The sequence below is a fragment of the Dendronalium phyllosphericum CENA369 genome (assembly GCF_016056275.1).
GTDB classification, from domain to species: Bacteria; Cyanobacteriota; Cyanobacteriia; order Cyanobacteriales; family Nostocaceae; genus Dendronalium; species Dendronalium phyllosphericum.
The window spans coordinates 151,293-170,196 of record NZ_JAECZA010000001.1; the positions used below are offsets into that span (position 1 = coordinate 151,293).

The 18,904-nt window shown below is 42.5% G+C and carries 17 protein-coding genes and 1 pseudogene; 11 read left to right on the forward strand and 7 right to left on the reverse strand.

Annotated features, from left to right (window positions below; translation table 11 throughout):
- Positions 1 to 51: 51 nt before the first annotated feature.
- The gene (locus I8752_RS00700) at positions 52 to 1,098 is read right to left on the reverse strand and encodes a glycosyltransferase family 4 protein (protein ID WP_214430393.1); all 1,047 of its coding nucleotides are present in this window, start codon (positions 1,096 to 1,098) and stop codon (positions 52 to 54) included.
- A gap of 450 nt (positions 1,099 to 1,548) precedes the next feature.
- The gene (gene glyA / locus I8752_RS00705; RefSeq protein ID WP_214430394.1) at positions 1,549 to 2,832 is read right to left on the reverse strand and encodes a serine hydroxymethyltransferase; all 1,284 of its coding nucleotides are present in this window, start codon (positions 2,830 to 2,832) and stop codon (positions 1,549 to 1,551) included.
- 539 nt (positions 2,833 to 3,371) lie between these two features.
- Here glyA and I8752_RS00710 point away from each other — a divergent pair.
- Both I8752_RS00710 and I8752_RS00715 read left to right on the forward strand, forming a co-directional pair.
- A complete protein-coding gene (locus tag I8752_RS00710; RefSeq protein WP_214430395.1) occupies positions 3,372 to 3,569 on the forward strand; it encodes a hypothetical protein in 198 nt (65 codons plus the stop codon).
- Between the two features lie 126 nt (positions 3,570 to 3,695).
- Positions 3,696 to 4,175: a Tic20 family protein gene (locus I8752_RS00715; RefSeq protein ID WP_214430396.1), complete on the forward strand. Its 480-nt coding sequence runs from the start codon at positions 3,696 to 3,698 to the stop codon at positions 4,173 to 4,175.
- A 3-nt stretch (positions 4,176 to 4,178) separates the two neighbouring features.
- Here I8752_RS00715 and I8752_RS00720 read toward each other — a convergent pair whose 3' ends face one another.
- Entirely contained in the window at positions 4,179 to 4,952 is a 774-nt protein-coding gene (locus I8752_RS00720; RefSeq protein ID WP_214430397.1) for a fumarylacetoacetate hydrolase family protein, read from the reverse strand.
- A gap of 132 nt (positions 4,953 to 5,084) precedes the next feature.
- On the opposite strand from I8752_RS00720, the gene I8752_RS00725 reads away from it, so the two are divergent.
- The 3 genes from I8752_RS00725 (at position 5,085) to I8752_RS00735 (ending at position 6,495) form a co-directional block, all read left to right on the forward strand.
- Complete coding sequence (locus I8752_RS00725) at positions 5,085 to 5,228, forward strand: hypothetical protein (RefSeq protein ID WP_214430398.1); 144 nt, start codon at positions 5,085 to 5,087, stop codon at positions 5,226 to 5,228.
- 176 nt (positions 5,229 to 5,404) lie between these two features.
- On the forward strand, positions 5,405 to 5,731 hold the full coding sequence (gene rpsF, locus I8752_RS00730; RefSeq protein ID WP_214430399.1) for a 30S ribosomal protein S6: 327 nt from the start codon (positions 5,405 to 5,407) through the stop codon (positions 5,729 to 5,731).
- A 212-nt stretch (positions 5,732 to 5,943) separates the two neighbouring features.
- Positions 5,944 to 6,495 (forward strand): Npun_F5560 family protein, encoded by a 552-nt coding sequence (locus I8752_RS00735; RefSeq protein ID WP_214430400.1) that lies wholly within the window; start codon positions 5,944 to 5,946, stop codon positions 6,493 to 6,495.
- 629 nt (positions 6,496 to 7,124) lie between these two features.
- Here the strand turns inward: I8752_RS00735 and I8752_RS00740 are convergent.
- On the reverse strand, positions 7,125 to 7,478 hold the full coding sequence (locus tag I8752_RS00740) for an STAS domain-containing protein (RefSeq protein WP_214430401.1): 354 nt from the start codon (positions 7,476 to 7,478) through the stop codon (positions 7,125 to 7,127).
- A 574-nt stretch (positions 7,479 to 8,052) separates the two neighbouring features.
- On the opposite strand from I8752_RS00740, the gene I8752_RS00745 reads away from it, so the two are divergent.
- Positions 8,053 to 8,682, forward strand: coding sequence for a DedA family protein (locus tag I8752_RS00745; protein WP_214430402.1), 630 nt, complete (start codon positions 8,053 to 8,055; stop codon positions 8,680 to 8,682).
- Positions 8,683 to 8,757: 75 nt separating this feature from the next.
- Here I8752_RS00745 and I8752_RS00750 read toward each other — a convergent pair whose 3' ends face one another.
- Positions 8,758 to 9,957: an argininosuccinate synthase gene (locus I8752_RS00750; RefSeq protein WP_214430403.1), complete on the reverse strand. Its 1,200-nt coding sequence runs from the start codon at positions 9,955 to 9,957 to the stop codon at positions 8,758 to 8,760.
- A gap of 992 nt (positions 9,958 to 10,949) precedes the next feature.
- Between I8752_RS00750 and smc the strand changes: the two genes are divergently transcribed.
- Both smc and I8752_RS00760 read left to right on the forward strand, forming a co-directional pair.
- A complete protein-coding gene (gene smc / locus I8752_RS00755; RefSeq protein ID WP_214430404.1) occupies positions 10,950 to 14,564 on the forward strand; it encodes a chromosome segregation protein SMC in 3,615 nt (1,204 codons plus the stop codon).
- A 58-nt stretch (positions 14,565 to 14,622) separates the two neighbouring features.
- Positions 14,623 to 15,609, forward strand: coding sequence for a PRC-barrel domain-containing protein (locus I8752_RS00760; RefSeq protein WP_214430405.1), 987 nt, complete (start codon positions 14,623 to 14,625; stop codon positions 15,607 to 15,609).
- 335 nt (positions 15,610 to 15,944) lie between these two features.
- Here I8752_RS00760 and I8752_RS00765 read toward each other — a convergent pair whose 3' ends face one another.
- The gene (locus tag I8752_RS00765; RefSeq protein ID WP_214430406.1) at positions 15,945 to 16,184 is read right to left on the reverse strand and encodes a hypothetical protein; all 240 of its coding nucleotides are present in this window, start codon (positions 16,182 to 16,184) and stop codon (positions 15,945 to 15,947) included.
- Between the two features lie 403 nt (positions 16,185 to 16,587).
- Between I8752_RS00765 and I8752_RS00770 the strand changes: the two genes are divergently transcribed.
- Positions 16,588 to 16,725 carry a hypothetical protein gene (locus I8752_RS00770; protein ID WP_214430407.1) on the forward strand — a complete coding sequence of 46 codons (138 nt, stop codon included), beginning with the start codon at positions 16,588 to 16,590 and terminating at the stop codon, positions 16,723 to 16,725.
- A 75-nt stretch (positions 16,726 to 16,800) separates the two neighbouring features.
- Positions 16,801 to 17,115, forward strand: coding sequence for an S-layer protein (locus I8752_RS00775; RefSeq protein ID WP_214430408.1), 315 nt, complete (start codon positions 16,801 to 16,803; stop codon positions 17,113 to 17,115).
- A 304-nt stretch (positions 17,116 to 17,419) separates the two neighbouring features.
- Here I8752_RS00775 and I8752_RS00780 read toward each other — a convergent pair.
- Positions 17,420 to 18,163 (reverse strand): annotated as a pseudogene (locus tag I8752_RS00780) (ferritin-like domain-containing protein).
- Positions 18,164 to 18,264: 101 nt separating this feature from the next.
- On the opposite strand from I8752_RS00780, the gene I8752_RS00785 reads away from it, so the two are divergent.
- Complete coding sequence (locus tag I8752_RS00785) at positions 18,265 to 18,873, forward strand: thermonuclease family protein (RefSeq protein WP_214430409.1); 609 nt, start codon at positions 18,265 to 18,267, stop codon at positions 18,871 to 18,873.
- Positions 18,874 to 18,904 lie beyond the last annotated feature (31 nt).

Here is an 18,904-nt window from a genome sequence, read left to right on the forward strand (position 1 = left end):
GTTTAATTCCTTTTCCCCTTTGCCCAAGATTGAGCAGCTTTTCTCTAGTTCTTAAGATTGTCTAGAGATTTTCCACAAACGCCAGATGGCGTAACTTAACAGTGAAGTTGCACCACAGGCGTAAGCAATACCGCTAGGTATACCAGCAATGGCTAATGCCAAACTGCCTACCCACAGAGTTAAAGAGTAAATAAATAAAACCGTCCAGCGATGGGATAAACCAGCATTTAGGAGTCGATGATGCAAATGACGTTTATCCGCAATAAAAGGTGATTTTCCTCGGCAAAGTCTTGCCAAAATTACCGCTGACATATCTACAATTGGCACTGCCAAAATTAGATAAGGCAAAATGACAGCCGTGAAAGCAGGGATTTTGACTAAACCAATTACACCCACAGCGGCTAGGGTAAATCCCATAAAATAAGCCCCACCATCTCCCATAAAGATTTGTGCGGGATTAAAGTTGTAGCGGAGAAATCCCAGTGACGCACCAGCTAGGGCTGCTGCAATCAAAGCTGCTGCTGGTTGCCGCATATATAGAGAAACAAGCAACATCACCACAGCGGCAATTCCAGACACCCCAGCAGCTAAACCGTCTAAACCGTCAATCCAGTTAATGGCATTGACCATCCCTACTAGCCAAATAACTGTGATGGGCAAACTCAGCCAGTTAAGATCGACTATCCCAATTGTGGGAATGCTAATGAAATCTATACTTACACCTGCCTTCCATGCACCAGCCGCAACAATAATCTGCACGAGCAAGCGTGTTAAAGGAGATAAATTTAACAAATCGTCTGCTAAACCAATCAAAAAAAAGCCAAAGCCGCCTAGGGTGACACCCCAAATTTGCCATTCTTTTTCAGGTGTGAGATTGCCAAATCCGCCCAACCACCAAACAATCAACAGGGAAATTATAGTACCTAAGAATATAGAAACTCCTCCCAAGCGAACCATTGGGCGTTGATGAACTTTGCGATCGCTAGGTCGATCGACACGTCCACTTTTTATACCAATTTTTTTGACATCGGGCGTAGTCCAGAGAACGACTACCGCAGCAACAAGAAAAGCAATCAGATGATAAATCTGAGCAGGCATCGGTATTTTCTATAAGTAGTTTGTAAAACAAAAATCTGCCGAGGAACGTTTCTAGATATTTCTACTATATTTCAGACTTCGATCGGCATGAATTTAAATTTAGGGTCTGGGGACTGAGGATAAGGGAGCAGGGGAGGCTTCGCGGTCAAAGGGAAATGGGTAATGGGAAAAGGAATTAAATAAAGTTCTCCCCCTTTCCCTTTAACCTTTACCCCTTACTTTTTTTCCTGACCACTGACAACTGACCAAGCCCCGTTGGGGCGGGGTGTGGGGTGTAGGGGAAGAAATAGCCCCAACAACTAGTGGGTCACAAGCCCCGTCCATAAGGCACGATTGCATTGGTCGGGGTAACAAGCCTTGACCAATGCCATCTTACCCATACCCTACCCCCTACACCCTATTGCTGACCACTGACTCATACCCAATCCCCAATACCCAATTCCTAATTACCTATGCTAAAGCTGGGGTGGGAATCTCTAGGTGAGGGTACAAGGGAAAGCGATCGCACAATGCTGCGACTCTTCGCCGACAATCAGCTGCAACTGGATCGGAATCAGGAGAAAGCAAGCGATCGGCAATAATATTCCCAATTTCGGTAAATTCTGCAACTCCTAAACCTCTTGTGGTCATTGCCGGAGAACCCAACCTCAGACCGCTAGTCACGAATGGCGACTCAGGATCGAAGGGAACTGTATTTTTGTTAGTGGTAACATTCACAACACTCAAGTACTGTTCCGCCAACTTACCTGTGATGCCAATAGACCGTAGGTCAACCAGCATTAAATGATTTTCAGTGCCATTTGATACTAGCTTTAAGCCTCGATTCAATAATTGTTCTGCCAAAGCACGAGCATTTGTAATAATCTGGGCAGAATAAGTTTTAAACTCCGGCTTTAGGGCTTCTCCAAAAGCTACTGCCTTCGCCGCAATCACGTGTTCCAATGGCCCGCCTTGAGAACCGGGGAAAACTGCTTTATCGAGTTTTTTACCTAGTTCGGCATCGCGGGTTAAAATTATCCCACCCCTAGGGCCGCGTAGAGTTTTATGGGTAGTTGTGGTGACTACATCGCAATAAGGAATTGGGTCGGGATGCAGTCCACTAGCAACCAAACCAGCGATATGAGCGATGTCCGCGAGTAAGTAAGCGCCGATTTCATCAGCAATGCTACGAAACTTTTCAAAGTCAATTACACGAGGATAAGCGGAATAACCACAAATCAGGAGCTTAGGACGCTCCCTCAGCGCCAGCTCCCGAATTTGGTCGTAGTCTAATTGTTCTGTTTGTTGGTTAACACCGTAATGGCGAACTTGAAACCACTTACCCGACACATTTACCGGGGAACCGTGGGTAAGATGTCCTCCATGAGACAAATCCATACCCATGATTGTGTCTCCTGGTTTTAGTAGTGTCAGGAATACTGCAAAATTTGCTTGGGCCCCAGAATGGGGTTGGACATTGGCATGAGCAGCACCAAACAGTTGTTTAGCTCGGTCGATCGCTAGTTGCTCGACTTTATCGATAAATTCACAACCGCCGTAGTAGCGTTTCCCAGGCAAGCCTTCGGCATATTTATTTGTTAGTACCGAACCTTGAGCTGCCAGTACCGCAGCAGAGGTAAAGTTTTCGCTCGCAATCAACTCCAAGTGGTCGCGTTGGCGCTCTAGTTCTTGGTTGAGTAATTTTGCGATCGCGGGATCGGATGTAGCAAGAAAGTCTGAATTAGTCCTAGTCACTTCAATTATCCTTAAGAGAAATTTGCACAATGGTTGCTTTTGGCTGAGTGCAGCACCTAAGTAATAGCCTAAAGGTCTGACTATTGATGTTTACTGATGCTGATTTACTTATTATTAGATACCAACTTGATTAGTGCGTTAAAGATCGTATATGGAAATAGGCAGTGGGGAAAAGGCGAAAGGGAAAAGCAAAGCCCAAGAAGTTTGTTTAATTACTTTTGTCTTTTGCCAAAGCGAAGCTTTCTCCTGCTTCCCAGTACCCAAAATATATGTATAAGTTTTAACAGAAGAACTCAATAATAAAACATACAACATACAATAGATTCAGGTTGGCTAGGCAATTGTTTGTTATTACCCCCATTTTTACCAAAAAGATCGCAGAGGATGCTTTCAAGTGTCTTCCGCAATTAAAAATTGCAAGAGTTTATAACGCGCAGCGCGCTCTCACCCTGCCTTCAAACGATTTATAGGGTGTCTACCAAGCGTTTCCTCCTCTGGACAAATACAAGTAACTAATGAGGATTTACAGGAGGGATTAGATGCTAGTCATTTTAACAGGCGATCAAATCCTTGCCCCCGAGCAGGTTTGCCAGTCTTGTTTACTTGCTGACGCAAGCGGTCAACCCCGTTGGCGTAGGGGTCAACTTCGTTGTGGTCAAGCCATTCGCAAACTCACTGAACAACAACCAGAACAGTACGAGTGTATGATGGGCTTCCGCATTGCGTACATAGAATAGTTGACAGTTAACTGTCAACTATCAGCAATCCACTAAAAGTCAATGTGTAATAGTTTAGTAAGACCGAGCAACTGCGTTATCCTAGGCTCAAGTAACTCTCGAAATTTAGCCACAGGAGAATGCACAATGACTTGGCGCGGGTCTACAACTGTTTCCGACCGGATTTTTGCTTGTTTACCTTATTTGCTACCTTTGATTGATGGTCTAGTCTTTGGTGGATTTTTGCTCACACAGTTTCCAGCACTGCGAGTATTACTTATACCGTTACAACCAGTTTTAATAGTTTACGGTAGCTTAGGCTCGTTGGGTCAACTAATCGTTTTCTTTGCCTTGTTCATGTTAGTGGTAAGAAACGAAAAAATCAGTCACTTTATTCGTTTCAACACAATGCAAGCGATCCTTTTAGACATTGTTGTATTTTTGTGTTCTATACTGCTGAGAATTTTGACTCCCATTCCTGGTGCTAGCTTTGCAATAGAAACAGTGGCAAACACTATATTTCTAGGTATTGTCGGAGCAGTTGTATATTCCGTTATCCAGTCCATAATCGGACGTTATGCAGAAATTCCGGCAATTTCTGATGCAGTGTATATGCAAGTGCGCTAGTCGTTAACGGGATGCCACGGTGTTTTCCAGGCGGCCAATACCTTCAATTTCAATGCGAACGCGATCGCCTCGGTGCAACGAACCAATACCCTCTGGCGTACCCGTTAGCACCACATCCCCTGGTAGCAGTGTCATCACTTGACTGATATAAGACACGAGAATATCGGGGGGAAAGACCATCCGATCGATACAAGCAGATTGTCGGGGATTAGCATCGTCATTCACAAAAGTCTGCAATCTAGCTCCAGGATTTAGTTCTCTGACGATCCAAGGGCCTAGAGGGCAGAAAGTATCAAAACCTTTGGCTCTAGTCCATTGACCATCTTTTTGTTGTAGATCCCTTGCTGTAACATCGTTGGCGATAGTGTAACCCCAAATTTTAGTTTGAGCTTCTTGCGGCGTGCAGTTAAAGGCGCGATCGCCGATTACTAGTGCTAACTCACCTTCGTAGTCTACCCGTTGTGATTGGGGAGGATATTTAATCTCTGTCTCGGAGGCGATGATCGATGTAGGTGGCTTGAGAAAAATTAATGGCTCGCTGGGTACAGGAGTACCCATTTCTGCTGCATGGTCTGCGTAATTCTTGCCCACCGCCACAATTTTTGAGGGAGCGCAGGGAGGAAGAATTTGATAGTTGTCTGGGTCTAAAATTAGCTCTGTGGCTTGTCCTTGTAACCAGGGCGGAGCATCCAGCACCTGCACCTTGAGGGATAGTTGTAGCAATCCATAGTAAACCTTGCCTTCTAGATTTTGAACTCGCACATAGCGCTGCGCCATAAGCTTGATTAATATCCTTATTGTCTGCGATTAAAAGCTGTGAGCTCTTAGCAATCTTCAGTCAGTGGTAGAGGCTTGAGCCTCAGACTGAGCTGCCATCAATGATGGTAACTGAGGCATGGGGAGGATAAGATGAGGAAGCTATCGATCGCTCATCTTCGCGGTATTTGTAATCGATCGGGACACCTCTCTGTTCGGGTAACGCTCAACAGCGTCAGAGCTTGCCGCAGGCTAGGATATGGAGGATGGATTGGCTTCCTCCCTAGCCGCCTGTAGGCAGCTTCTCGTTAGAGATGGAAATTTCAGTAGATTTGGCTAATGATTCAAATTGAAAACTGGTAAGATTATAGTTCCTTGTTGCTTCAGATGTTGAGCAATACTAGTATTATTCATTGAAATTCTCGTATAAATTAACATCAGCAGCCATTTTGTCCATAGGGAGACTTCAAAACATGTCCACAGTTTACGAAACAATGTACATTCTGCGTCCTGACTTGGGAGACGAACAGGTAGAGCAAGCAATTACGAAATACCAAAACTCGATCCGAGAACAAGGCGCTGTTGATATCCAAATTCAAAATCGAGGTAAGCGTCGTCTCGCTTACGAAATTAAAAAGCATCGGGACGGTATCTACATCCAAATGAACTACAGCGGGCCAGGAACTGTGGTTGCTCCTATGGAACGTGCAATGCGTTTGAGCGAAGAAGTAATTCGTTACCTGACTATTAAGCAGGAACTCCCCCAAGAAAAAGCAGATAAAGTTGCTGTCAGCGCTTAAGGAAAGTTCTGAGTAAAAGGTACTGAGTGTTGAGGTTTTAGAGCCTCAGTATTCAGTACTGAGGAAATAAAGTCTAAAAAAATTTTTATCTTGTGCCTTTTTTTTGATTTGGTTGGGAATGCTAAATTAACAAGTACTTGCCAAAAGCAGTACTATCATCGCAGTTATACCTAGGATTCGACAAGATTCGTCAATGGGAGCTGTAAGCCACTGTGAGCCAAACTGACACACCCAACATTCAAGCTCTCTCTAGCGAAGTCTCGCAGCTGCGCCAAGAGTTGCAGCTTCGCGATCAATTAGTGCAACAGCTTTCTCAAGAACTCTTCCGGCTAGTGAAGGGCAATACTAATTTTATGCCCCAGCGAACCGAGCCTGATATCGATATCAGTCAGTTGCAGGCATTACGAGAACAATTGCAAGCTGTTGAGCAGCAAGTGACGTTCTACCAAGAACAGATTACGACTCGTGATGCCGAAATTTACCAATTGCGGCAGTCAGTACAAGAACTAACCGATCGCAGTCGGATGTTAGAGCAAGTAGTACAGGAGTTACCTCAAATTTACCGTCGTAAGTTCGAGGAGCGCATGGCTCCTGTGAGAGAAAAAGTCGCAATTCTACAACGGGAAAATCGCCAACTTCAAGCAGAATTACAAAGTGTTAGCTATCGCTTGGCACTCAAAACCCGCAATGCCAGTCACAGCGGTATCGATTTGCCAAATTTTCCTCGCCCAGCATCTAGCCAAAGTAATATTCCTGCTGTATGAGATGTTTAAAGCTGTAATACTAAATTAGTAATTCAGCTTTACAGCTAAATGCTTGATATAAGACTCCTATTTGATTGGGTAAAAAAACAGGCTACTTCTGTGCCTATCTGCTTTCCTGTTCCCTATTTTTGCCTTGACGAATAAATTCTCTAATTAAATCGGACTGCCATACAAGCTGTTTTAGATAGTTTACTAAGTTTCTCAAACAGTACAATCAATAAAAATTTTTCTGCTTATAACGATCTCAAATAAAATAATTGTACTGATACTAGATGGATTGACATAACCCATCTCCAGAGTCGGATTTTCAATCAAAAATCTACAAACATATAACTCTGTGAAATTTTTATCGAGTATTCAGTTACATACCAGGTGCAGTTTGGGTAGCAAAAAAGTAAAATTTGCTATGACTTGTTTTGGTCATTTCCCACTGCACCCGCTTTAGCTAGCACTATCATTCGACAACCAAATTTATTTTCCTGTCATTGATACCAGTTCGCTGCCAAGCCATAAGTTGAACTCACACCACGTTTTTGTGGTTGGGCGATCGCTAGTTATAGTGAGTGACGCTAGCTAAAAATCACAAATGTTTTTTGCTTGTCAGATACATTTGTCTGTACAATAAAAGGTTAGCCTGCTAGCACCAGATTGTTATCTTTGGAGTTAGAAAAAATGTCCTCATAAGTATTAAAAATTTCAAACACCGAATCTAGTTGAGTCAGTTCCAAAATCAAACGCACAGGAGCTTGGACGTTGCAAAGAACTAAGCGACAACCGCTTTGACGTGCAGATGTTAGAGCTTTGACTAACGGAACTAATCCAGAACTGTCCATAAAATCCACTTGCGACAAATCAATAACCCAGAGTTGATCGGGCTGAGGCACTATATCTACCATCTGTTCGCTCAAAGCCGTACCACTCTCCAAGTCTATGCTTCCTTGGGGTTTGAACAAAACTACTTGCGATTCTTGTGAGATATTCATATGTTTGACTGGGTAGTTGAAAGACTCTACAAAAACAGAAATATGGCATCAATACTGGCGCAGTTACAACAACAAAACACTGCTTCATTCACTTGTTTAGGAATTAACAGCGACGCAGTTGGAGTAGTTTGCTTCAGTATCTATGCCGTATAATTTGTGTTAACTTTCATAACTATAGGCATAAACGCCTAAGAATTTTAGTATCAAACATATCTTTTACTAGATTTTTATATTTTTCTCGGATATTTATAAATTTTTCATAAAAACTTGTTGCTTTGTGTGCACAATTATGTGTTTGTGGTATTAACTGTTAAGCAGACAATCGTCAATATTCAATAGGCTATAAACAATATCTATAAATAGATATAGACTAAGCGAAAGCGCATTTAATTTTGAGAAATACTCATAGTGGTTGTTGAGAGCTGACAGTTAACTGTCAACAGTCAACTTTGGTCAATGTACAATTTAAAAGCGTAGCAGCTTATCATTTCTATGTTGAAAGCTTGATTGACACCCCAGACACAAACGAGACAAGATAGAGTAAAGGTAAAAAATTGTAAAGCGGCGGTGCGGGATGTCTCTCGATCTAATTTCCCTAGAAAACATCCAGAATTTTGCCCATCAGTATGGTTACTGGGCAATTTTTTTGGGAATTTTGCTAGAAAACTTGGGCATTCCTCTTCCTGGTGAAACTGTCACCTTAGTGGGCGGGTTTCTAGCGGGTAGTCACGAACTGAATTATTGGTTAGTTCTCGGTGATGCCGTCGCAGGTGCTGCGATTGGTGGTACTTTTGGTTATTGGATTGGTAAACTTGGTGGTTGGTCTTTTCTGTTACAAGTAGGCAAAGTTTTCCGGATTTCTGAAGAACGATTGCTAAATATTAAAGAACAATTTAGTCAAAACGCTGCTAAAGCTGTATTTTTCGGTCGTTTTTTTGCATTACTACGGATTTTTGCTGCGCCACTTGCTGGAATAGCTGAAATGCCCTTTAATAAATTCTTTTTCTACAACTTAGTAGGAGCTAGCACTTGGGCCACCGTAATGGTGACATTAGCTTTCTTTGCAGGCAGAGTTGTCTCTTTAGAACAGTTAGTTGCTTGGGTTAGTAAATTTGCGATCGCCGCTTTGCTTATCCTTATAGCCTTAATTGTTGTCCCCCTGTGGTTAGAATCTCGGCAAGTGAAACGGGCTACGGGAGAGTAAACAATTAAAAATTAAAAATTAAAAAGGCAAAAGAAAGAATTCTCTGTCTTTACTTTTGCCTTTTTAATTTTGTCTTTATCTAGCCTGCTGTGCCCAAATTCGAGTTGGTAGTCCCCAAACGTAGATAAAGCCTTCGGCTGCTTTATGGTCAAATTGGTCTTCAGATCCGTAAGTTGCTAAGTCAGGGCTATAAAGTGAATTGTCACTCCAACGCCCGACTATGGAGGCATTGCCCTTAAACAGTTTTACCCGCACAGTTCCCGACACTCGTTCTTGGGTCTGTTGAATAAATGCATCCAATGCACTTTTAAGTGGACTGTACCACAGACCGTTATAGACTAATTGCGTGTAAGTTTCTTCAATTCCACGCTTGTAGTGGCTGACATCTGCCGTCAAAGTCAAGCTTTCTAAATCCCGATGGGCTTGAATTAGCACTAACATAGCGGGTGATTCGTAGATTTCTCGTGATTTTATACCCACTAAGCGGTTTTCTATCATATCAATCCGCCCAATACCGCGATCGCCTGCCAGTTGATTGAGTTGTTGAATTAACTCAACTGCGTTGGTAGATTTACCGTTGAGGTCAGTGGGAATACCTCTGTTGAAACCAATTTCAATATACTCTGGCTCGTTAGGAGTATCAGCGATCGCTTTAGTCATCTGATAAATTTCTTCTGGTGGTTCTGCTGCTGGATCTTCCAGTACACCAGCTTCGATGCTACGACCGAGTAAATTCTTGTCGATGCTGTAGGGAGAAGATTTTTTAACTGGTGCGGGGATACCAAACTTTTCACCATAAGCAATGGTTTCTTCGCGGCTCATACCCCATTCTCGCGCTGGTGCGAGTATCTTGAGATTGGGATTGAGGGCAGCACAGGAGACATCAAAGCGAACCTGATCGTTACCTTTGCCCGTACAGCCGTGAGCGATCGCATCAGCACCGTATTTTTCAGCAGTTTCTACTAGTATTTTGGCAATTAGCGGTCGGGCGAGGGCAGTTCCTAGGGGATAACGATTTTCGTAGAGGGCATTAGCTTGAATCGCGCTAAAGGCGTAATCTTTAACAAAACTATCTTTAACATCTGCTACTAGAGATTCACTTGCGCCTGATTTCAAAGCTTTTTCTTTGATTGGTTCTAATTCATCTCCTTGACCTAAATCTGCTGCCAGTGTTATCACTTCTTCTACACCCCACTCCTGTTTCAGGTAGGGGATACAAACTGAGGTATCTACTCCGCCAGAATATGCCAGGACAACCTTTTTGGCACGACCCATTAGTTTCTCCAGTTAGGAAAACAAACAATGAGTCATTATTATATCTAACTAATACGCTTCTATAGCAATTCTATCTAGGTTGTGATTAATTACTTTTTAAACGTAGCCGCTTCTGTGCCTACTCTAACGATAATGCTTAAAGACAAAACCTAGGGTACTGCCAAATACGCCAGAAAAGAAACAGAGAATTTGATGAATCTTTGAGGACTGCTTTATCTTAATTAAAAAATAAATTTATTGGAAAATGTAAGTTTATATCCGATCGCACAAGCTAGTTAGGCTAATTATCTGATTGGTAAATCATGTTTTGATGACATAGCGATCGCTCGTACAGCATACTGATTTATTTGGCTTTGAAAATATCAGTACATAGAAAGATACACAATCGCACTTCTCTTATATTTTTGTTACTAATTAGACATTTTAATAGTAGCTTGATAGCTATGGGTTATTGTTTAGTGTTTAAGTAAAAAGAGCAAAGTGCAATAACTTTGCCATGAAAATTTTGTCACAGAGATTTTTCTTGAAATTACACATTGCAAGACAGCAGACAGTCCTATGGGGCTAGGAGATACTTTTTCAACCCAGGCGACTGCCTTTTCCAAAGGCTTGTCGTTAGATATTGCTTGCTATCTTTGGTTTTTTATAGTACATTTGTACGTACAAGAGAAATCCTGATTGAATCACTCCCCACCTTACTAGTGGGGTTTTATTTTAATTTTTGGAGTAATGGGGAATGACAGTCCATTTTGACAACTAAGATCGTATGGCTGAATTGGTTAACTATACCAACTGATTTAATTCACTGTTAGACTCTTTTTACCTCCTCTGCGTTTTTTGAATAACGAACCTTTAGCCACCTAGAGGTATCTAAATCCGCACAGAAGTGTGTTAGTCTGCGTTCGATAATCCGGAATTTTCTCTCGTCACGAGTTGAGAATCCTGGTTTAATTGATACACTTTTACTTCATTAGCCCAGTTAACCAGCGCCTATGGTACATGTTAAGCGCGTGGAACTTACCAACTTCAAGTCCTTTGGCGGCACTACCCAAGTCCCCTTGCTACCTGGGTTTACTGTCATTTCTGGGCCAAATGGTTCCGGTAAATCTAATATTCTAGATGCACTGCTATTTTGCCTGGGACTCGCTAGTTCTAAAGGAATGCGAGCCGATCGCTTACCGGATTTGGTAAATAACACCCAAACTGCTAAAGGACGTTCTGCGATTGAAGCTAGCGTCACAGTCACTTTTGATTTGTCGGATTTGTCAGTTGTCAGTAGTAATGAAGAATTGGCACAAGATGACGAACAAACCCAACAGCAATCAACACAAAATGGTCAACGTCCAACAGAATGGAGTGTAACTAGAAAGCTACGGGTTACACATCAAGGAAGTTATACATCGAATTATTATATTAACGGTGCAGCCTGCACGCTGACGGAATTACACGAAGAACTAAATAATCTGCGGATTTATCCTGAAGGCTATAATGTCGTGTTGCAAGGGGATGTCACCAGTATTATCTCGATGAATGCTAAAGAACGTCGGGAAATTATTGATGAATTGGCTGGGGTGGCGGCGTTCGATCGCAAGATTAACCAAGCTAAAGATACTTTAGATGAAGTGAAGGAAAAGGAAGATAGCTGTCGGATTATCGAGACAGAATTAACCGCACAGCGCGATCGCCTTTCTCAAGATAGAGCGAAGGCAGAGAAATATCAAAAGCTTCGCACGGAATTTCTGGCTAAACAATCTTGGGAAGCAGTTTTATCATGGCGTTCTTTGCAAGCACAGCAAGAAAAGTTAGCAACTGATATTCAAACGGGCGATCGCAATTCTGGCGAACTCACTACTCAACTGACAACTCTAAATGCGGAGATTGCCCAAAAAAGCGCCGAATTAGAACAACTCAATGCCCATGTGAAAGCATTGGGAGAAGAGGAACTTTTGGCGGTACAAGCTATCCTCGCTACCCAAGAAGCAGAACGCAAACAACTCCAGCGCCAACAAACGGAATTAACAACAGCTTCCCAAGAAACTGCCAAACGTCTGGTGCAAACTCAGCAAGAAATTCAACAACACCAGCATTCTTTAAGCGAGATTGCTCAAACACAAGTTGTAGAAGGCCAATCTATCGTCTACTGCGAACGGCAAAGAGATGAAGCGCGACAAGCGCTCTCAAATTCGCGCGAAGCAGCAGCAGAAATTGCCTCGGCTTCGGAAGCGTGGGTACAGCAACAAACAGCATTTAACCGTCAAATCGAAACTTTGCTGCAAACTCTCGAACCGCAACGTACAGAACAAGCACAACTGAGAGAACGTAATAACCAACTGCAAGAACTTATCCAAGAACAAACTCAGCTAATTGCTACTTTAGAGCCGGAATTAGCCGAAAAACAAATTGAATGTAGTCGCGTTGAAACAGAATTTAACGCATCTAGCGAACCGATCCAAAACTTAGCCCAAAATCTCGCAGCAACAGAACAAGAACTACAAATCCAGCAAGAAACGCAAAAGCGGCTTTCGCAAGAACTACGGGAAAAACAGCGACAGTTAGATAAACTAGAAGCGCAAGCCCAAGCACAGCAGGAAGTGCAAGGCACTCAAGCAAGCAAAGTCATCTTACAATCGGGAATGCCTGGAGTTTGCGGCTTAGTCGTGCAGTTAGGGCGAGTTGAACCGCGCTTTCAACTAGCTTTGGAAATTGCGGCTGGCGGACGTTTGGGACACATAGTGGTAGATGATGATGGCATAGCCGCAGCGGGGATTGAACTGCTCAAACAAAAACGGGCGGGGAGAGCAACTTTCCTCCCCCTGAATAAAATTCATGCTCCGAAATTTACTCAAGATGCAACGCTGCGTTTGGCTAACGGATTTATTAACTATGCTGTTAACTTAATCGATTGCGATCGCCGCTATAAAGATGTATTCAGTTACGTTTTTGGGAACACGGTGGTATTTGCCAACATCGAACAGGCGCGAAAAAACTTAGGACTCTATCGCATCGTTACTTTAGAAGGGGAATTATTAGAAACCAGCGGCGCGATGACTGGTGGTAGCAACACCCAGCGTTCGGCGTTGCGGTTTGGCAATGCGGAAGCGGCGGAATCTGAGGAAGTAGCGGCTTTGAGAAATCGCTTGGTTGATATTGAGCGGATTTTAGAACGTTGTAATGAAGCGATCGCTTCATTATCTACCAAAACAAAACAACTATCGCAAGAACTTACAGAAGCACGACAAGCGCGGCGAGAGAGGCAGTTGCAATTAGAGCAGTTGCAGAAAGATATTAAGAGTTTGACAACACAATTAGAGGGGACGCGATCGCAACTCTCCCAAAACAGCGAAAAATTCGCCACAGCTCAATCCCGTTTGTCAATTTTGGATCGGGAATTACCAGGACAAGAAACTCAACTGCAACAATTGCGACATGCTTTAGCTGAGTTAGAAGCTTCCCAAACACCCAGTGAATGGCAGCAAATTCAAGCAACCATTAAAACTCAAGAGCAAGAATTACAACAACGCGAGACAGCATTACGAGAAGCCGAGCAAAGATTAAAAAATTTAGAAAATCAACAGCAGCGGCTACAAGAGAGAATTCAAGAAGCAGAAGAACGAATTACCCAATACGATCGCGAGCAACAGACGCAACAAAATCAAATCGCTACACTCAGCACTCAGCACTCAGCACTCAGCACTCAAATCGCCGAAACCCGAACTAAATTGAGTGAAATGGAAAAAAGTTTGGGAGAAGAAAAACAAAAACGCGATGCTACAGAACAGGAAGTGCGATCGCATCTTCTCCGCCAGCAACAATTGGAATGGGAACTAGAAAAACTCCAAGAAACTCAGATGAAGCGGCGAGAAGAACTAGTAACTTTACAAAGTCAGTTGCGGGATGTGGGAGCAGAATTACCAGATCCCTTGCCAGAAGTGCCTGATAAAGTAGATTTAGAAGAATTACAAAAAGAATTGCGATCGCTTAGTAAACGCTTGCAGGCAATGGAACCCGTAAATATGCTGGCGTTGGAAGAATACGAACGCACCCAAAACCGCCTCCAGGAACTCTCTCAAAAATTGCAAACCCTAGAAGCAGAACGCACCGAATTACTTTTGCGAATTGAAAACTTTACGACATTACGGCAACTTGCTTTTAAAGAAGCTTTCGATGCTGTCAATGAAAACTTTCAATCTATTTTTGCCACACTATCCGACGGCGACGGCTACCTACAACTGGAAAATCCCGAAGATCCTTTTAGCAGCGGACTGACTTTAGTCGCACATCCCAAAGGTAAACCCGTACAGCGCCTAGCTTCCATGTCTGGGGGAGAAAAATCACTCACAGCTTTAAGCTTTATTTTTGCCCTACAACGCTACCGTCCGTCGCCATTTTATGCATTTGACGAAGTAGATATGTTTTTGGATGGAGCAAACGTCGAACGATTAGCTAGAATGATCGAAAAACAGGCACAACAAGCGCAATTTATAGTTGTGAGTTTGCGTCGTCCGATGATAGAATCAGCCGAACGCACAATTGGCGTTACTCAAGCGAGAGGAGCTTATACCCAAGTTTTGGGAATTAAGTTACAATCCTCCAATACATCTGCTTGAGTTTTTGTTAATAATAGTGTATAGATAAACCGGATTCGAGATCAGGACTCGGTATAGAATGACCTCCGAACAGATAATTAGGCGTTCCGACATATTAAATACCCAAGTGATTACCCGCGACAACGGCAAGCGGCTAGGTATCGTGAGTCAAGTTTGGGTAGATATAGATCAAAGAGAGGTTGTGGCTCTTGGTTTGCGAGACAGCCTGATCTCTATTTCAGGTTTGCCGCGCTACATGTACCTCAACAATATCAATCAGATTGGCGATGTCATCCTGGTTGATAACGAAGATGTAATTGAAGATATTGAAGTTGAAACTCTCAGCAACCTGATTAACTGGGAAGTAATCACAGAAACAGGTGAAGTCTTAGGTAGAGTTCGAGGCTTCAAGTTCAACGGTGAAACTGGCAAAATTTCCTCGATACTCATTGCTTCTTTGGGAGTGCCTCAAATTCCCGATCAATTTCTCAGTACCTATGAGTTTTCAGTGGATGAAATCGTCAGCACTGGCCCTAGTAGGTTGATTGTGTTTGAGGGAGCTGAAGAAAGAGTGAACCAGTTGACAGTTGGTTTCCTGGAACGCTTGGGTATCGGCAAAGCACCCTGGGAGCGAGATGCAGAAGAAGAATACGGCTATAGTCCGCCTCGTGAAGTTGCAGTAGACAAACGACTCCCCAGTGGAGTGCCATTGCAGCCGCCCAAGCCGAAAGTTCGCACTCCCGAACCCATAGCACGGGAAGAGGAGTGGAATGAAGATTATGTGGAAGAAGAAAGACCACGGCGCGAAGTGATGAGGGCAAGACCTTACGAGTCCATTCAATACGAAGAAGACGAGGAAGAAGATAACTGGAGTGATGAAACGGGTAGAGATAGATATCAACAGCCAAAATACGAATCTCAGCCCTACAGTAAGCCGTATACCGACCAGTATGATGATTACGACGATATAGACGGCGATGCTTGGGAGGATGCTCCAAAGCCAGTGAATATTCCCAAGAAAGTCAAGGAAAGACAGCCAGAATACGAAGAGGAAGGCGGATATTAAGTTTATCCCTTTCTTTAATGAAATTCTAGGTAGTTTCAATAATTTAGTAGGGTGCGTTATGGACATTAGTTCTAACGCACCTAAAATTTAGGATGCTGTGTTATGTAGCAAAGTGCTGAGTGCTGAGTAAAAGCTTCGTGAAATCAAGGCTTTGAGCAATCAACACTGTCCTAATATTAGTGACTACGGCTATATAAAGTAGTAAGAAGTAATACCTATTATCTAAAATCCAGCAACAGATTCAAACTCTGAAATTCCCACTGAATCTGACTTTAATTCCCACTGAATCTGACTTTTTTAATTACGAATTATGAATTACGAATTACGAATTGGTATTAGTGTGATTCGGGGGCACACCATTGAGCTATTTGTTCAATTCTTGCCTGCTGCATCAATTCCAAAACTTGCGAACCATCACAACCGTAGGTAGATGTCAATAATTGTTCGCCTTGATTTTTCGCTTCACTAGCAGATACACCAAAGGTCATAATTTCTTCATCTAGGTTACCTGTAATTTTCTCAATTGGAATAATGCAGATATATCGTGGTTCGTTCTGTCTTATTTGCTGCACCATTACTACTTACCAATCTAACTGATAATATTTGTCTATTCTTAATATATCTATAACCTTAGATAAACGCGATTAATAGTGAAATAGTCTTAATATTGAGATGGTTAGCGATGGCAATAAATTCTTTAAATAAAGTTAAGTCTAAGTTAAGATTTTTATCAAAAATGAGAAAATCGAGAACTCTCAACACTAATATATGAGACAATGAAATATAAGCATGAAAAATATTTTCTCGTAAATTTTTGTTCGATTTTTGGCTGGTAAACGTGTTGAAATAAACGCCTTTATCAGTTGCAATAATTTATTTCAAAACCTGGAAGTTAATAAATCAAGCGCTTGATTTAATGTCATGTAGCGTTGGTTTTTATTGGCTGGAAATATTTACTTAAAATGGGAGATTATTAAGATGGCAGTTCGGAATAACTTAGTTACTAATTTATGGCAGAGAGTACAACAAGATTCAGTAGTTTGGGGATCTTTAGCCCTTTGGGTTAGTGGATTAATTGTATTGTTAGTCATGCTTGCAATGTTTTCTAATGCTTAATCTGATTCAGATGCTTTTATTTCCTGGGTTTGCTACCCAGGAATTACAATCAAGACAAATGAATCTTTTCAATTTATGAACGTTAAAATTCTGGCAACAGCGATCGTAGTGTTAGGTACAATCGGTGTAGTTGTCCCTGTTCAAGCTCAAGATATTAACAACAAGCCAACAAACTCAAATCAAGTTCTGAATGCTTGCATTCAAAATCGGGCGGAAACTTTACCAAATCCCTATAGCGATGTGTCACCAGATCATTGGGCTTTCAAAGCAGTGATGACTATGCACTATTGTGGGGCTTTTCGCCAAGCTACACCACCAGCCTTATTTGAGAAATTGCAACCAACTGAAAATCAGCAGCCACAACAGAGGGAACAGCAGTTTCAAAAATAGAGAATAAGCTAATCTGACTTGAAAAAGGGTGTAGGGTGTAGGGTGTGGGGTGTGGGGTGTAGGAAATATTCCTTTTTCATGCATGGTGATGAAAATTTTTTCATCGGGACTGCCTTTAAGTTGCACAATCTTTTGCCTTAGAAAGACGAGGGGATGCAATTTAAATGATTATTAGCTTACGACTATAGGAATAAAAAAGAATTAGCAAAAGTGGTGACTTGGGTGCGAACGCGCTTTCTCAAAATTGAAAGAATGACCACCACTAAACACTTCAGCGGTGGCTTTTCAATTTTAATCAGATATTTTAAGCAACTATTAACTCAGAATCATTTTCAGTAGGCGCGCCATCTTGGACGAGAGAACGGGTTTCGCCGTTGCGTTGCAGAATACCATTAATCATGGCAAACGTAGCGTTCACTTTGCGGGTGCGCCACTCGTCCACTAATACTTGTACTTGGGTAGCAGACATCCGCCGCAACATTGCTTCGTAGAGATAAGCAGCATGACCTGTTTCATCTTGGGCAATACTCAACATGCTTAACTTTAAGTTGCGAGATGTTGGCTCATCATCTGGTAATACATTTGCCATGCGGGTAAAGTCTTTACTAGCATCTAACTCCAGAATATAAGTACTAGCCATAAATACATCCCAGTCGATAGCCGCAGGTTTTAGCTGTTCTGGGGAGTAACCCTCAAAGTATGCGGCAAAGAAGGGACTGCGCTGCTATGATTTATTTGTAGATGTAGTTTTGGGTTGACTCTTAAAATCTATAACTTGTTTATTTAGCTGTTTTAAGGCATGAGCAAAAATTTGACCGTGCCTAGTTTCATCCGAGGCATGTTTTGCGAGTTTTTGGGCTAGCCATGTATCGCCTTCAGCTGCGGCGCGATCGCTAAGTGCAGATAAAAACGGTACAGAACCAGACTCTGCCAATTGAAACCCTGCAAGAACGTTAGGACGGGTTTGAGAGTAGCGGATTTGAGTGGCAAGGTAATAAGCATTGACACCCGAACTCGCTAGATGCATGAGATAAGTTAAGAAGTTCATGTGAAGATTGTAAATGGGGTATTGGTTATTCCCATTGTTTATTCTCCATGCTCAAAACCATTTGCTAATATCATCCCTCAGAGGTAATTTGGTGAGGTTAGATGGAGAAGCTAAGTAAACAAGTGCTAATTTGTTTGAGTGCAGCGATCGTCATTTTGAGTTTAATGAGTTGCGATGTCTTACGACAAGCCGCTTCGCGTCTACGCTTCTTTGGTGTTTCTGGAGACTTGGTTGAACGAGTTAGTGATGGCGATACTTTGGCAGTCAAAGATGCCCAAGGCAATAAATTCACCGTGCGCTTTGCTTGTATGGATGCACCAGAAATAGCGCATTCCACGAAAGAAAAAAATAGCAAACGCGCTAGCGATCGCAATCAATTTAGCTGGGGAGTGAAGGCGCAACAAAGAGTGCAGCAATTAGTGCAACAAGGAGGCGATCGCGTTACGTTGAATATTACAGATAGCGATCGTTATGGGCGCAAAGTTGCAGAGATTCGCTTGAAAGATGGCACTTTTGTCCAACAAGTTTTGTTGCGAGAAGGTTTAGCAAAGGTATACCGCCCTTATTTAAATAAGTGTCCGAGTAGAGATTTAGTAGAACAAGCTGAAGCACAGGCGAAGCAACAACAGCTAGGGATTTGGGGTGATGCTAAGTTTACCAACCCCTGGGAGTACCGCAGTTTTCAAAAGATAGAATCCCGCACTCGATAGGGGATGAGAGATTGAAAATTGCTAACTATGA

Bases quoted from the DNA above. Each gene is read 5' to 3' on its own strand.
- I8752_RS00700 (WP_214430393.1), bottom strand. From the start codon at position 1,098: ATGCCTGCTCAGATTTATCATCTGATTGCTTTTCTTGTTGCTGCGGTA.
- I8752_RS00710 (WP_214430395.1), top strand. From the start codon at position 3,372: ATGCTAGTCATTTTAACAGGCGATCAAATCCTTGCCCCCGAGCAGGTT.
- I8752_RS00715 (WP_214430396.1), top strand. From the start codon at position 3,696: ATGACTTGGCGCGGGTCTACAACTGTTTCCGACCGGATTTTTGCTTGT.
- I8752_RS00720 (WP_214430397.1), bottom strand. From the start codon at position 4,952: ATGGCGCAGCGCTATGTGCGAGTTCAAAATCTAGAAGGCAAGGTTTAC.
- I8752_RS00725 (WP_214430398.1), top strand. From the start codon at position 5,085: ATGAGGAAGCTATCGATCGCTCATCTTCGCGGTATTTGTAATCGATCG.
- rpsF (WP_214430399.1), top strand. From the start codon at position 5,405: ATGTCCACAGTTTACGAAACAATGTACATTCTGCGTCCTGACTTGGGA.
- I8752_RS00740 (WP_214430401.1), bottom strand. From the start codon at position 7,478: ATGAATATCTCACAAGAATCGCAAGTAGTTTTGTTCAAACCCCAAGGA.
- I8752_RS00745 (WP_214430402.1), top strand. From the start codon at position 8,053: ATGTCTCTCGATCTAATTTCCCTAGAAAACATCCAGAATTTTGCCCAT.
- I8752_RS00750 (WP_214430403.1), bottom strand. From the start codon at position 9,957: ATGGGTCGTGCCAAAAAGGTTGTCCTGGCATATTCTGGCGGAGTAGAT.
- smc (WP_214430404.1), top strand. From the start codon at position 10,950: ATGGTACATGTTAAGCGCGTGGAACTTACCAACTTCAAGTCCTTTGGC.
- I8752_RS00760 (WP_214430405.1), top strand. From the start codon at position 14,623: ATGACCTCCGAACAGATAATTAGGCGTTCCGACATATTAAATACCCAA.
- I8752_RS00765 (WP_214430406.1), bottom strand. From the start codon at position 16,184: ATGGTGCAGCAAATAAGACAGAACGAACCACGATATATCTGCATTATT.
- I8752_RS00770 (WP_214430407.1), top strand. From the start codon at position 16,588: ATGGCAGTTCGGAATAACTTAGTTACTAATTTATGGCAGAGAGTACAA.
- I8752_RS00775 (WP_214430408.1), top strand. From the start codon at position 16,801: ATGAACGTTAAAATTCTGGCAACAGCGATCGTAGTGTTAGGTACAATC.
- I8752_RS00785 (WP_214430409.1), top strand. From the start codon at position 18,265: ATGGAGAAGCTAAGTAAACAAGTGCTAATTTGTTTGAGTGCAGCGATC.